The sequence below is a fragment of the Rhodococcus sp. TAF43 genome, from assembly GCF_052113525.1.
Lineage (GTDB): Bacteria > Actinomycetota > Actinomycetes > Mycobacteriales > Mycobacteriaceae > Prescottella.
Genome location: NZ_JBFRDL010000048.1, coordinates 20030 through 33427, shown reverse-complemented (window position 1 = coordinate 33427; position 13398 = coordinate 20030). Strand labels below are relative to the sequence as shown.

The 13398-nt window shown below is 70.0% G+C and carries 13 protein-coding genes; 7 read left to right on the top strand and 6 right to left on the bottom strand.

Features of this window, described 5'->3' with window-relative positions; translation table 11 throughout:
• The first annotated feature begins 25 nt into the window (after positions 1-25).
• Positions 26-991, top strand: coding sequence for a prephenate dehydrogenase (locus AB4Z09_RS23480; protein ID WP_442240793.1), 966 nt, complete (start codon positions 26-28; stop codon positions 989-991).
• The gene (locus AB4Z09_RS23475) at positions 988-2337 is read left to right on the top strand and encodes an amidase (protein ID WP_442240792.1); all 1350 of its coding nucleotides are present in this window, start codon (positions 988-990) and stop codon (positions 2335-2337) included. Before AB4Z09_RS23480 ends, AB4Z09_RS23475 begins: the two co-directional genes overlap by 4 nt.
• Before the next feature lie 15 nt (positions 2338-2352).
• Here AB4Z09_RS23475 and AB4Z09_RS23470 read toward each other — a convergent pair whose 3' ends face one another.
• The 3 genes from AB4Z09_RS23470 to AB4Z09_RS23460 form a co-directional block, all read right to left on the bottom strand.
• Positions 2353-2949 (bottom strand): CueP family metal-binding protein, encoded by a 597-nt coding sequence (locus AB4Z09_RS23470; RefSeq protein ID WP_114723816.1) that lies wholly within the window; start codon positions 2947-2949, stop codon positions 2353-2355.
• Between the two features lie 147 nt (positions 2950-3096).
• Positions 3097-3708 (bottom strand): putative glycolipid-binding domain-containing protein, encoded by a 612-nt coding sequence (locus AB4Z09_RS23465; protein ID WP_174907597.1) that lies wholly within the window; start codon positions 3706-3708, stop codon positions 3097-3099.
• 68 nt (positions 3709-3776) lie between these two features.
• The gene (locus AB4Z09_RS23460; RefSeq protein WP_442240791.1) at positions 3777-4838 is read right to left on the bottom strand and encodes a hypothetical protein; all 1062 of its coding nucleotides are present in this window, start codon (positions 4836-4838) and stop codon (positions 3777-3779) included.
• A gap of 165 nt (positions 4839-5003) precedes the next feature.
• On the opposite strand from AB4Z09_RS23460, the gene AB4Z09_RS23455 reads away from it, so the two are divergent.
• Positions 5004-7424, top strand: coding sequence for an ATP-dependent Clp protease ATP-binding subunit (locus AB4Z09_RS23455; RefSeq protein WP_442240790.1), 2421 nt, complete (start codon positions 5004-5006; stop codon positions 7422-7424).
• A gap of 28 nt (positions 7425-7452) precedes the next feature.
• Here AB4Z09_RS23455 and AB4Z09_RS23450 read toward each other — a convergent pair whose 3' ends face one another.
• Entirely contained in the window at positions 7453-8400 is a 948-nt protein-coding gene (locus AB4Z09_RS23450) for a helix-turn-helix domain-containing GNAT family N-acetyltransferase (protein ID WP_174907593.1), read from the bottom strand.
• 136 nt (positions 8401-8536) lie between these two features.
• Between AB4Z09_RS23450 and dcm the strand changes: the two genes are divergently transcribed.
• From dcm to AB4Z09_RS23435, 3 genes are all read left to right on the top strand, one after another.
• Positions 8537-9700, top strand: a complete 1164-nt coding sequence (dcm, locus tag AB4Z09_RS23445; protein WP_114723874.1) for a DNA cytosine methyltransferase — start codon at positions 8537-8539, stop codon at positions 9698-9700.
• A 22-nt stretch (positions 9701-9722) separates the two neighbouring features.
• Positions 9723-10127 (top strand): very short patch repair endonuclease, encoded by a 405-nt coding sequence (locus AB4Z09_RS23440; protein WP_114723873.1) that lies wholly within the window; start codon positions 9723-9725, stop codon positions 10125-10127.
• 63 nt (positions 10128-10190) lie between these two features.
• Complete coding sequence (locus tag AB4Z09_RS23435; protein WP_114723811.1) at positions 10191-11021, top strand: NAD-dependent epimerase/dehydratase family protein; 831 nt, start codon at positions 10191-10193, stop codon at positions 11019-11021.
• A gap of 33 nt (positions 11022-11054) precedes the next feature.
• Here the strand turns inward: AB4Z09_RS23435 and AB4Z09_RS23430 are convergent, their stop codons facing one another.
• Entirely contained in the window at positions 11055-11441 is a 387-nt protein-coding gene (locus AB4Z09_RS23430; protein WP_442240789.1) for a VOC family protein, read from the bottom strand.
• Between the two features lie 62 nt (positions 11442-11503).
• On the opposite strand from AB4Z09_RS23430, the gene AB4Z09_RS23425 reads away from it, so the two are divergent.
• Positions 11504-12466: a helix-turn-helix transcriptional regulator gene (locus AB4Z09_RS23425; RefSeq protein ID WP_442240788.1), complete on the top strand. Its 963-nt coding sequence runs from the start codon at positions 11504-11506 to the stop codon at positions 12464-12466.
• Between the two features lie 29 nt (positions 12467-12495).
• Here AB4Z09_RS23425 and AB4Z09_RS23420 read toward each other — a convergent pair whose 3' ends face one another.
• Positions 12496-13302 (bottom strand): aldose epimerase family protein, encoded by an 807-nt coding sequence (locus tag AB4Z09_RS23420; protein ID WP_442240787.1) that lies wholly within the window; start codon positions 13300-13302, stop codon positions 12496-12498.
• Positions 13303-13398 lie beyond the last annotated feature (96 nt).

Sequence of the window (13398 nt, the reverse complement as noted above, 5' to 3'; positions counted from 1 at the left end):
GCCGCTATAAGAAGTCCAGCGGCAAATGTGCCAACCTGTTCGGGTGGCTGACGACGTTTCCGCACCTGAAGTCTGTGTTCTCGGTCTGGGTCTGATCGGCGGATCCCTGCTCCGCGCGGCGGTGGCGGCGGGCCGTGACGGCTGGGGCTGGAACCGGTCGGCCGGGGCGGTGGACGCCGCCCGGGCGGACGGCTTCGACGCCGACACCGATCTGGTCGCGGTGCTGCGCCGCGCCGAGCGGTCCGGCGCGCTGATCGTGGTTGCGGTGCCGATGCCGGCCGTCGACGGGACCCTCGTCGCGATCGCCGAGCACGCGCCCGGCTGCCCGATCACCGACGTCGTCAGCGTCAAGGCCGAGGTGGTCGCTGCGGTCGCCCGGCACGGCCTGCAGGACCGGTTCGTCGGCGGTCATCCGATGGCGGGGACGTCGCAGTCCGGGTGGGACGCCGGGGACGCGGACCTGTTCCGCGACGCGGTGTGGGTGGTCAGCGCCGACGACGGCGTCGACCCGCAGATCTGGTCGCAGGTGGCGCGGCTGGCGCTGGACTGCGGCTCGGTGGTGGTGCCGGCGGAGTCCGTCGAGCACGACGCCGCCGTCGCCCGCATCTCGCACCTGCCGCACGTCCTGGCCGAGGCGCTCGCGCTGTCCGGCGCGGCCGGCGGCGACCTGGCGCTGGGCCTGGCGGCCGGATCGTTTCGGGACGGGACCCGCGTCGCCGGCAGCGCGCCCGGGCTGGTGCGCGCGATGTGCGAGGGCAACCGCGACGCGCTGCTCACCGCCGTGGACGAGACCCTCGACGTCCTGCACCGGGCGCGCACCGAACTCGCCGCGCGGGGCACGCTCGCCGAGTTGGTGGAGTCCGGGCACGACGCCCGCCTGCGTTACGAGCAGCGGGAGCGCTGGACCATCACCGACATCGAACCCGGCTCCGCGAACTGGCTCGAACGGATGCGCGACGCCGGACGCCGCGGCGGGGTGCTGCAGCCGTGAGCACGCCCACGCTGCGAGACGTCGCCCAGTTGCTCGCCAAGAAGGAGATGACGGCCACCGAGCACGTGCGGGCCACGCTCGACGCGCTCGACGACCTGCTGGGCACGCCGTGGGAGAACCTGGTGGCCGCGCGCGACGACGAGGCGGCCCTGGCCGCCGCCGCCCGCGCGGATGCCGCGATCGCCGCCGGCGACTGGATCGGCCCGCTGCACGGCGTGACGGTCGCGGTGAAGGACAACATCGACGTCGCCGGGATGCCGACCCGCTGCGGCAGCGCCGTCCTCGCCGACGCCCCGCCCGCCGCGTCCGACGCCCGCATCGTGACGCGCCTGCGGGAGGCGGGCGCGATCGTCGTCGCCAAGACGCACCTGCACGAGTTCGCCTACGGTCCGACGGGTGCCGTCAACGCGTCCGGCCCGGCGGCGCACCCGCACGATCCGGGGCTCATCACCGGGGGGTCGTCGTCCGGGTCGGCGGCACTGGTCGCGAAGGGCGTCGTCCCGCTCGCGCTGGGCACCGACACCGGTTGCAGCGCACGCACTCCCGCCGCCCTGTGCGGCGTCGTCGGCTTCAAGCCCAGCTTCGGTGCGCTGCCGACCGGCGGTGTGTTCCCGCTGTCGACCACGTTCGACCACGTGGGCCTGCTGGCCGCCGACGTCCTCGACGTCTCGCTCGCGTGGGGCGCGATCCCCGGTATCGCGCACGTCCGCACCCCGGTCGCGGGGCTGCGGGTCGGGCGCCTGCGCGGGGAGAACTGGGACGTCGCGGACGCGGCCATCGCGGCGGCCGTCGAGGCCGCGTGCCGGTCCCTGGTGGACGCGGGCGCCGAGGTGGTGGACGTGGAACTGCCCGAGACGCAGCAGTTCCTGGACGCCTACCCGATCGTCACCGGCTCCGAGGCGTACGAGACGCACCGGGCCTGGTTCGAATCCGCCCCCGAGCGCTACCAGTCGCCGACGGCCGCGCTGCTGGCGGCGCAGAAGGATCGCCCCGCCGTCGAGTACCTGCACGCGCTGCGGACCGTGGAACGGCTTCGCCGCCAGGCGCTCTCACGGCTGCGCGGCGACCTGGGCCTGGATGCCCTGATCACCGCCACCACTCCCCTGCGTGCCGTCACCCAGGAACAGGCGCTCTCGACCGATCCCGCCCTGGCCCGAACCCCGTTGCTGCGCATGTGCAGTCCGTTCAACGCGCTCGGCATCCCGGCGATCTCGGCGCCGGTCACGATCGACGACGGCGCGCCGGTCGGCATCCAGCTGATCGGCCTGCCCACCACCGCGGGCGGGCACGGCTCGCATCCGGCCGAATCCGCGGCCCTCGCCTGCGCACTGGCGGTGAGCAGCTGACCCCGCGCCAGCGGCTCAGGTGAGCTGCAGCGTCGTCACGCAGGTCGGGTCGTCGTCGTGCGTGGAGATCGCCGAGGTGGTCGTGCGGCCGCCGGTTTCGAGTGTGATGGTCGCGTCGACGGCTCGCGGCAGCCAGAGCCCCAGGAACCCGTTGTCGTTGGTGCGGACCGTCTCGTCGACGAGCACGGCGCCGCTTGCGCGGTCGGTGACCTCGACCCGGATGTCCTCGTTCGGCATCTCGCCGAGACAGGTGGTGAGGCTGTGGAAGAAGCACTCGTGAGTCCGGTCGGCGTAGGGCGCGATCGAGACGTAGAACTGCTCGTCGGGTAGCGCCAGGGACGCCGTGGCACCGCTGCCGTCGGAGAGTTCGACCGTGCGGGGCTTGACCGAGGCGAGCAGATCGGCGGGGCGATCGGCGACCGGCATGGTGTCGAGTCGAGCGATCACCTCGCGGGCGTCGAGTCCGTCGAGGTCGTGTTCCGCGAGCAGTTCTTCGGCCGCGGTCGTGGACGGTTCGTTGCGTTCGGTGGTGGCACATCCGGCGAGGAGCGCTACCCCCGCCAGAGCGCAGACGAGGGCCGTGACTGTCTTCGCGAACCGGTTGCAAGCCATGCCGTCGACAGTAACGTGACAGCTACGGGGTAGGGGTATCCGGTAGTCGCGGGCGGACGTGGAGATCTCCGAGAGTCGGCGGATCGAACACGGCAGCAATCACTTTCGCAGGGGCGGCCTGTCGACCGTTTCCCGGTGGCCGGCCGCTCAGATCCGCTCGGCCAGGCCCGGGTAGTCGAGGACGAAGCCGTCCTCGTCGACGGTGATCGACGAGCTCGACACCGGCGAGAGGACGTGGATGCCGTCGGCGCCGCTGCTGTAGGTGAGGGACGCCTCCTGCACGGCGAGGTCGGGCAGGTTGACGTAGACGACGGGGACCTGGAGGTCCTCGGACTCGTGCTGCAGGCCGAACCGTCGGATCGGCAGGGTGTTGAAGAACGGACTGAGCACGACGTCGACGTCCTTCGCGCCGGCGAAGCCGGAGCGCAGGTGGGTGGTGCCGGTCTCGACCATCCAGACGCCCTCCTCGTCGCGGCTGATCGACATCTGCCGCTCCCCCGTCGCGAGCGCGGTGCGCAGCGACAGCCGCCGGGTGACGCCGTTCTCGTCGGTGACGAGGTCGTAGGACGCGCTGAACGCGGGATGCTCGGCGCACTCGCCGCCGATGATGCGGCCGGTGGCCTTGATCCGACTTCCGCTCAACTGCACCCGCACCGATTCCATCCGCGGCGCGGCGTGGGCGCGCCACGTCAGAACGGCAGGCCAAGGCGACGGGGCGCTCGCGGACGACCGGGATGCACCGGGGACGGGGTTGCTCACGGTGTCTACGGTAGGCGACGAACGCCGTCCAGGCGTGGACCGTGGGTGGGATTGGTTCGCGCGGGTCGTCATTCGGACAATTCGCCGCGCCCCTCGGCGCGCTCGAGCACGGCGATGCGCCGCGAGAAGACCACGAGGGCACTCAACCCGACCGCGACGTTGATGAGCGCCCCGAACTCCTCGGCGACGAAGTTGAAGACCTCCGTCAGCAGGATCGTCACCAGCGCCGCGACCCGCAGCATCCGGACCGGCCAGATACGACCGCCCCGCAGTCGGGCGATCGCGACCCAACACAGCACGAACGCGACGGTCGAGCCGCACATCTGGCCGATCGTGGTGATGTCGGTACCGGTGCCGCCCTCGAGGTCCTCGGAGAGCGTGACGACGGCGTTGACCAGTCCGGCGGTGGAGAACAGGGCGAGCGCGACCGCGGCGATCCACAGCGCGCGGGTGCCGTCGAACACCCGCGACAGGCGCTCGCCGAGCCACGTGGCGACGGTGTCGAGGCGTCCGGTCCGGCGCGGCGCACACCGGGACAGCAGGTCCTCGACGCTCGCGATCGCCGCGGGGTCGACACCGGACGCCGCGGCCCGGCGCAACTGCCGGCGAGCCTGGGCCTGGCGGTGCGGCGTGAGGCCGCGGACCAGCCCGTCCGCGGCGGTGCTGGCGGCGTTGACGAGGTCTTCGGCGGTGGTCTGCTGCCGGGCGTCGTGAATCCACCGGTTGACCAGCAGCAGCGCCACGACGACCACGTACATGATCGCGACCGCGGGCTGGAAGAAGTAATCGTTTGTCTGCGTAACGAATTTGCCGACCTCGTCCAGGAACAGACCGAAGCCGATACCGCCGGCCACCACCGCGACCATCCGCGGCAGGGCGCCCAGGAACGAGAAGACGACCACCAGCGCGACCACCATCCCGAGTCCGCCCCACAGCGCGTGCGCGATGTGCAGCGTCGCGCCACCGATCTGAGGGAATCCGGTCGCGTACAGGTACGCGCGGGTCACCAGGATCGTCAGGATTCCGATGACGACGAACGCCTCGACCAGCGCGCCGGCCTGCGCGTCACGCAGCAGCCTCGGGTTGCGGGTACTGGACGGGTGTTGGGTGGGAACAGGCGCGGTCACCATGCGGCACAAACCCTTTCGGCAGGTGTCGGCGGCACGTGCCGCGAACTGGGGGGCGGAGGACTCTTTACTTTCACCCGCGGTGGTCGCAAGGTTGAGGGTGGTCCACCGGGAAGTAAGGACGAGTCCGAACCAGATAGCTGTAATCAGAGATTTGGAGGATAGGACATGACCGAAGGCTGGGGACGCATGGACAGCCCCTTCGACGACATTTTCGCGAGGTTCTTCGGATCGGGGTTGTCGTCTCAGCCCCCGGTCCAACGCGTCGATCTGGGTCGGCTGCTCAATGACGACGCTCGGCGACTGATCGCCGTCGCGCGGGATGCGGCGAGCGAATGGGGCAACACCGAGATCACCCCCGAACACCTGCTGTACGCGGCGGCGCAGAATGATCCGACCCGCGGCGTGCTCAGCAGCATCAACCTGGATCCGGACGAGTTGGCCGCCAAGATGGCGGCCCATCTGGACAAGCACGGCACCCCCAAGACGACACCCGGCGCGCCGAGCCTCAGTCCGGCCGCGAAGCTCGCACTGCGGACCGCGCAACAGCAGGCCAGCGAGGCCGGCAGCAGCTACATCGGCCCCGAGCACATCCTGATCGGCATCGCCGCGAACTCGGAGAGCCCCGCCGGCAAGGCGCTGCTGGGCGCCACCATCGAGGGCGAGAAGGCGTCGGCGCCGCCGAGTTCGACACCGACGCTCGACGAGTACGGCCGCGACCTCACCGCCGAGGCCCGGGCCGGCAACATCGACCCGGTGGTGGGCCGCGCCAACGAGGTCGAGCAGACCATCGAGATCCTGTCCCGGCGGCGCAAGAACAATCCGGTGCTGATCGGTGATCCGGGCGTCGGCAAGACCGCGATCGTCGAGGGACTGGCGCAGCGGATCGTCAACGGCGACGTGCCGTCGACGCTCACGGACCGGCGCGTCGTCGCGCTCGACGTCGGCTCGCTGGTCGCGGGCACGAAGTACCGCGGCGAGTTCGAGGAGCGGCTGACGAAGATCCTCGACGAGGTCAAGGCGCACTCGGACGAGCTGGTCCTGTTCATCGACGAGCTGCACACGATCGTCGGCGCCGGGGCCGGCGGCGAGGGCGCGATGGATGCCGGCAACCTCCTCAAGCCGGCGTTGGCGCGCGGCGAGCTCCACGCGATCGGTGCGACCACGATCGACGAGTACCGCAAGCACATCGAGAAGGACGCCGCGCTCGAGCGCCGCTTCCAGCCGGTGCTGGTCGCGGAACCGTCCGTGGACGACACCATCGAGATCCTGCGCGGCCTGGTCGACAGCTACGAGGCGCACCACCAGGTGCACTACACCGACGAGGCCCTCGTCGCGGCGGCCGAACTCTCCGACCGGTACATCACCGACCGGTTCATGCCGGACAAGGCGATCGACCTCGTGGACCAGGCGGGTGCCCGCGTCCGGCTGCGCACCCGCACACCCGATTTCGACACCCGCGCCGCGGAAGAGGAGCTGTCGCGACTCAAGCGGGAGAAGGATTCCGCGGTCGGCCAGGAGGACTACGAGCGGGCCAACGCGCTCAAGGCGCAGATCACCGAGGCCGAGGAGCGGCTGGGCGAGACGGCGGAGGAGAGCACGCCGGACGTCACGGTCCTCGACATCGCGCACGTCGTCTCGCGGCAGACCGGCATTCCGGTCGCGGACCTCACGGCCGAGGAACGCGAGCGGCTGATGAAGCTCGAGGATGTCCTGCACGAGCGGGTGATCGGGCAGGCCGAGGCGGTCACCGCGGTGGCCGAGGCGGTGCGCCGCTCCCGCGCCGGGCTGTCGGATCCGAACCGCCCGATCGGGTCGTTCATGTTCCTCGGCCCCACCGGCGTCGGCAAGACCGAGACGGCGAAGGCGTTGGCGGAGGCGGTGTTCGGCGACGAGGACCGGATGATCCGGTTCGACATGAGCGAGTTCCAGGAGAAGCACACCGTCTCCCGACTCGTCGGCGCCCCACCCGGTTACGTCGGCTACGAGGAGGCCGGGCAGCTCACCGACAAGGTGCGGCGGCAGCCGTACTCGGTGGTGCTGTTCGACGAGGTCGAGAAGGCGCACCCGGACGTGTTCAACGTGCTGCTGCAGCTGCTCGACGACGGCCGCGTCACCGACGCGCAGGGCCGCACCGTCGACTTCAAGAACACCATCGTCATTCTCACCAGCAACATCGGCTCCGACCTGATCCTCGGCGCCAAGAGCGAGGACATCGACGATCTGGTGCCGACGCTGATGGAGCGGCTGCGCTCGCACTTCCGGCCCGAGTTCCTCAACCGGATCGACGAGACCATCGTGTTCCACCGGCTCGACCAGACCGAGCTGCGGCAGATCATCGAGCTGATCCTCGACAGCACCCGCCGCCAGCTGCACGCCCAGAAGGTGGAGCTCGACATCACCGAGGACGCCGTCGACTGGCTCGCCGAGAAGGGCTACCAGCCGGAGTTCGGGGCGCGGCCGCTGCGCCGCACCATCCAGAAGGAGCTCGACAACCGGCTCGCCGGACTGCTGCTGTCGGGCGAGCTGGAACCCGACGACACGGACAAGTCGGAGAAGTCGGGGGCCACCGCGGCGTCGGAGTCGTGACCGCGGCCCGCGCGTCCGCGGTGGGCGATCAGTCCGCCGCGGACGCGAGGTCCTTCTCGAACCTGGACATGAGGCCCTTCTCGAACCTGGACATGAGGTCCTTCTCGAACCAGTGGGTGGCGTAGGCGTTGTCGTTGTACGCCGGGATGCGCCGATAGCCCGACCGCTCGTACAGCGCGACGGCCTCATTGAGCGCGGCGTTGGTGTCGAGCCGGACCAGCCGTGCGCCGTGGTCGGCGGCGTAGGCCTCGAGAGCGTCGAGCAGACGACGGGCGATCCCGAGACCGCGCGCGTCCGGGGACACCCACATGCGTTTGATCTCCGCGACCCCGTCGTGAAGCTTGACGGCGCCGCAGCCGACCGCGGTGCCGCGCAGATCCGCGATCAGGACGGTCCCGTTGGGCGGCCGCAGGTCGTCGCCGTCGGCGGGCGTGCTCGCCGACGGATCGAAGCCGACGTCGAGGCGCTCGTCGACTTCCGCGAAGTAGCGGCCGAAACACAAGCGGACCGCCTCCGAGTCCGGATCGGCCACGGCGATGCCGACGGCGGCGGCATCGAGCAGGCGCGTGACCGTGCCCATCGCGGCGAGCAGTTCGCCGCGTTGACGGTCCGGCAGTGCGCCCAGGATCCGCTCCGCCCGATCCTGCGACGCCTTCTCCAGCGCGTCGCACTCGGCGCGACCGGCCGTGGTGAGCGTGACCACACGCCCGCGCCCGTCGTCCGGATCGGGCTCGATCCGCAGGACCCCGGCGTCGGCGAGGGCCCCGAGCAGACGACTCGCGTAGCCGGAATCGAGGTCGAATCGCGCCCGCAGATCGCGCACGCGGACAGTGTCGTGGCCGACCTCCCACAGGATCCTGGCCTGCGAGTACGGGCGCGGCAGATCCAGGTAGCGATCGTGCAGCACGCCCAACTGCTCGGTGATGCCCATGTTGAACGAACGCAGCGCCGCGGTGTCCTTCGATAGGTCGCTCATTTACCTGACTTTAGTCAGATAACTTGTTTCCACCCACCCCGAGGGGACGCCGACCCGGGCGGGCGGGCGCTGTGCGCGAAGTCGTCGGAGTTCTCGAGTAACGTTCACCCAGTATTTGTGCGTGAGGAAGGGTGCCGTGACGTCGACCGGGAACATGGTGGGGCTGTTCGCCGGCATCGGCGGGGTGGAGTTGGGCCTCCGCAGCCACGGCTGGGAAACCGAACTGCTGTGCGAGATCGACGCCGGCGCCCAGCAGGTGCTGCGCACCCGATTCGCAGGCGTCGAACTACACGGTGACGTCACCCGGCTGCGCTCGCTGCCGCAGCGTACCGAGCTGGTCGCGGCCGGGTTCCCGTGTCAGGACCTCTCCCAGGCCGGCCGCACCGCCGGCATCACCGGATCCCGTTCCGGGCTGGTCGACGAGGTGTTCCGCCTGGTCAAGCGCAAGAAGGGCCCGCGCTGGCTGCTCATCGAGAACGTCCCGTTCATGCTGCAGCTGAGCCGCGGCGCGGCGATGCGGCACATCACCGACGCGCTCGAGGATCTCGGCTACACGTGGGCGTACCGGGTGGTCGACGCCCGCGCGTTCGGCCTGCCGCAGCGTCGCCAGCGCGTGCTGATGCTCGCGTCGCGCACCGACGATCCCCGCGAGGTGCTGTTCGGCCAGGACGCCGGCGCCCCCGACGAGGGCGATCCGTCGCTGCATCCGTGCGGCTTCTACTGGACCGAGGGCATCCGCGGTCTCGGCTGGGCGGTCAACGCGGTGCCCACCCTCAAGGGCGGCTCCACCGTCGGGATCGCGTCACCGCCCGCGGTGCGGTTGCCGTCCGGCGAGATCGTCACCCCCGGCCTGATCGACGCCGAACGCCTGCAGGGCTTCGACCCGGACTGGACCGCACCGGCCGTCGAGGCCAAGGGGGTTCGCAACGGGCACCGCTGGCGGCTGGTCGGCAACGCCGTGAGCGTCCGGATGGCCGCGTGGGCGGGCGGCCGCCTCACCGAACGCATCCCCTACAGCCCCGACCACGAGACACCGTTGAAGCCGGGCGACGCGTGGCCCAGCGCCGCGTGGGGCCGCAACCGGCAGGCGTTCCGGGTCCACGAATCGCACTGGCCGGTCCAGGACCCGTACGAGGATCTCAGCGGGTTCCTCGAGCACTCGCAGCTGCTGTCGGCCCGGGCCACCGCCGGGTTCCTCAAGCGGGCGCGCACCGGCAGCCTGCGCTTCGTGCCCGGCTTCCTCGACGACATCGAGAGCCACCTCGACCGGATGGGTGGCTACCCGGAAGCAGCCGCCTGATTCCGGTGCGAGGATGGTGTCGATGCCCTCGACCGATCCCCTGACCAGCGCCCGGATGCGGGCGCAGCGCCGCCGCGACACCGTCCCGGAGGTCGCGCTGCGACGCGAGCTGCACCGCCGCGGGGCCCGGTTCTTCGTCGACCGCGCTCCCCTGACCGGGTTACGCCGGCGCGCCGATCTGGTGTTCCCGCGCCGCCGCGTCGCGGTCTACGTCGACGGCTGTTTCTGGCACAGCTGCCCGCAGCACGCCACCGCGCCCAAGAACAACGCGCAGTGGTGGGCGGACAAATTGGCGGCCAACGTCGTTCGCGACCGCGACACCGACGCCCGACTCGCCGCGGCGGGGTGGACCGTGGTGCGGATCTGGGAGCACGAGGATCCGGCGGAAGCGGCGGACCGGGTGCAGGCGGCTCTGGCCGGCGCGTGACCGCGGGTCTCGAATCGGCCGCGAAACCGGCGGCGACGGCGCGAGTTTCCTAGGCTCGTGTCCATGAGGATCCTCATCGCCGGTGCCGGGGGCGTCGTCGGACTGCCACTCACCCGGGAACTGATCGCGCAGGGCCACGAGGTGGTTGGCACCTCGCGCAAGCCGGACTCGCGTCCCGAACTGCGCGACGCGGGCGCCACCGTCGTCCGGTTGGACGCCTTCGACGCGGCCTCCGTCGAACACGCGATCGCCGAGGCCCGCCCGGACGCGGTGATCCATCAGCTCACCGACCTGTCCGGCGCCGACCTCGAGGCCAACGCGGAACTACGCATCGTCGGCACTCGCACCCTCGTCGACGCGATGCGCCGGTACGGCGTCGAGCGACTGATCACGCAGTCCATCGCGTGGCTGTACGCCGACGGGGAAGGTCTCGCCGACGAGACCGCCCCGCTCATGGAGGCCACCGGGCCGAACGCCCGGACCGTCGAGGGCGTGGTCGCCATGGAGCACGAGTCCGCCGAGATCCCGAACCACGTGGTCCTGCGCTACGGCAAGCTGTACGGCCCCGGCACGTGGTACTCCCCCGACGGCGACTTCGGCCGCGCCGCACGCGACGGCGTCTTCGCCGGCAACGGCATCGAGAGCTTCCTGCACATCGCCGACACCGTCGCCCCCACCGTCGCGGCCCTCGACTGGCCCACCGGGATCGTCAACATCGTCGACGACGAGCCCGCAGGACCGGACACCTGGGTGCCGACGTTCTGCCGCTGGGTGGGAGCGCAGGAGCCGACGGGCCTGGGGCCCGGCCACGGTCGGGGCGCGTCGAACGCGAAAGCACGCGGCCTGGGCTGGGAACCGAAGTACCCGACATGGCGGACGGGGATGTCGGGCTGACGATCCGACGACGGCGGCCGACCCCTAGACCGCTCAGCCGTTGCGCGAGAGGCAGAAGGGGTGCCCGGCCGGGTCCAGCAGAACCCTCCAGTGGGCGATGTCGGGCTGGAACGTGGGAAGCTCCGCCCCCAGTGACAGCACGTACGCCTGTGCCGCATCGAGATCGTCGACGCCTAGTTCGATGTGTGCCTGTTTTCCTTCTGCCGGGTCCGGCCACGTGGGCCTGCGGTAGTCGGCGACACGAATGAAGCCGAGACCGGGCTCGCCGCCACGGCCCAGCAGGACGAAGTCGTCACTCGAGTACAGGACCGGAAGCCCGAGCATCGAGCTGTAGAAGRCAGACAGTTCTGCGGGGTCCGGACAGTCGAAATCGACTGACAGGAAGCGGATTTGCGGTGGCGATGTCACGTTGTGCGTCATGAGCGCCACCATAGAAGCCGATAAGGACAGTTACTGTCCTGGTTGTTCGGGAAGATGGTGTTGTGATCGGTACCTCTGCCCGGCTGCTCGACCTGCTGGCCCTGCTGTCCACTCGTGTGCAATGGACTTCCGCCGAGTTGGCGAATCGGATGAATGTCGATGCGCGGACCATCCGTCGTGACGTCGCGCGGTTGCGGGAACTCGGCTACGTCRTGGAATCGGATCCGGGACCATGGGGCGGGTACCGACTGGGATCCGGTCGCCAGATTCCGCCCTTCGTGCTCGATGACGACGAGGCGCTCGCGGTGGCGGTCGCGCTGCGCGAAGCGGCCGGCACCGGCGTGCTGGGCGGTGATCAGGCCGTGCTGTCCGCGCTGTTCAAACTGCACCGGGTACTGCCTGCGAGTGTGGCCGACCGGCTGCGTGCGATGGATACCGTGATCGTGCATTCGGCACAGGCCGGCGAGCCACAGATCGATCCGGACATCCTGCTGCGATTGGCGACGGCATGCCGCCGATTCGAGCGGCTCGTGCTGGCCTACCGAAATCACGGCGGGTTGGACTCCGTTCGAGAGGTGGACGCATATCGCCTCGTTCGACGGAACCGCCGTTGGTACCTGGTGGCCAAGGACGTGTCGAAGGGGGCATGGCGCAGCTTCCGGGCGGATCGCGTGCTCGAAACCCGCACCACGGGCAGCCGGGCCGAGCCGTTGGACGCACCGGATCCGGAAATATTTGTGGCAGAAGGAATCTCCAGCGTCGTGTACCCGATCTACGCGACCATTCGTCTCCCCCTACCGATCGAGCGTGCTCGGGCAGTGGTCCCACCGACGATCGGAACGCATACCGCTCGAGGCTCCGATTCCACGATCGTCGTCATCGGCGGCAACGACACCGATATGCTCGTCACCTACCTCCTGGGCCTGGGGGCCACCATCGAAGTGCTCTCCCCACCCGAGGTGCGCGACTCACTGCTCCAACGGATGCGTGACCTGATCGCGGTCAACACCCGACCGGACGCATAGGGGCACACCTGTCCGCACTCCACGGCGGCTCAGAGCCGCGTCCACGTCCATCGGCAGTCGGCAACGAGGGGAGATTCCGGCGTCACGAGTTGCGGCATCGTGTTGACCCCGTTGGGTGGTCCCGATTGCGGCTCGACGCAGACGGCGTCATCTTCCATGTCGTAGACCACCACCCACTGCTCGGGACTACCGAGTTCCAACCGGAGCAGACTCGGCCACGTCAGCACCACATGCACGCCGTCGACCATCCCGAAGCAGTCGTCCCACGGTCCCGGCCTGGGGGCGATCCGCGCGCCCGACGGAAGGTAGTCGGGGCCGCGTAGTTCTTGCCAGTCGGGCGCGAAATCGATCCGAACAGGCTCGGTGTCGCGGCGCAGGTGGCGTGTGAACCACGGGTGCCACCCGACCTGTGCGGGAAAGGGATCCGATTCCGCGGTCACCTCCATGGAGAGGTCGAGGAAGTCCTCGGTCAGGCGGAATCTCTGGGTCACCCGACCCGCGAACGGCCACGGCGGGGCCAGCGCTTGCCGCAACGTCACGTGTGTGGCGGATGCGTCGACGACGTCCCATTCGCCGTCCCGTACCGTGCCGTGGATGGCGTGGGGGCCCGCATTGAGCGGGAAGTGATGCGTCACCGAGCCGACGGACAACTGGCCGTTGTCGATTCGCCCGCACCACGGCGCCATGGGGAAGCACCCGTACCCGTCGCCCTGCGCGAGCAGTTCGGCCTCGTCGATGACGAGGCCGGTGATCGCGCCGCCGCGCCGTGGCGAGATCCCGACGCGAATGTCACCGGCTTCTATTGCGAGATCGCCATTTTCGGTGTCACTGAACATGGCGGACATCATGCCTCCGATTCCGGAAATAGACCGAATCAATACTCGTCGTTCACCTGACGACCATCGGGCGGCCACGGCCTCCGCATAGCTTTC

What these genes read in the sequence shown, in the direction of transcription:
- AB4Z09_RS23480 (WP_442240793.1), top strand. Translation starts at nt 26, where the DNA reads ATGTGCCAACCTGTTCGGGTGGCTGACGACGTTTCCGCACCTGAAGTC.
- AB4Z09_RS23470 (WP_114723816.1), bottom strand. Translation starts at nt 2,949, where the DNA reads ATGGCTTGCAACCGGTTCGCGAAGACAGTCACGGCCCTCGTCTGCGCT.
- AB4Z09_RS23460 (WP_442240791.1), bottom strand. Translation starts at nt 4,838, where the DNA reads ATGGTGACCGCGCCTGTTCCCACCCAACACCCGTCCAGTACCCGCAAC.
- AB4Z09_RS23455 (WP_442240790.1), top strand. Translation starts at nt 5,004, where the DNA reads ATGACCGAAGGCTGGGGACGCATGGACAGCCCCTTCGACGACATTTTC.
- AB4Z09_RS23450 (WP_174907593.1), bottom strand. Translation starts at nt 8,400, where the DNA reads ATGAGCGACCTATCGAAGGACACCGCGGCGCTGCGTTCGTTCAACATG.
- AB4Z09_RS23440 (WP_114723873.1), top strand. Translation starts at nt 9,723, where the DNA reads ATGCCCTCGACCGATCCCCTGACCAGCGCCCGGATGCGGGCGCAGCGC.
- AB4Z09_RS23435 (WP_114723811.1), top strand. Translation starts at nt 10,191, where the DNA reads ATGAGGATCCTCATCGCCGGTGCCGGGGGCGTCGTCGGACTGCCACTC.
- AB4Z09_RS23420 (WP_442240787.1), bottom strand. Translation starts at nt 13,302, where the DNA reads ATGTTCAGTGACACCGAAAATGGCGATCTCGCAATAGAAGCCGGTGAC.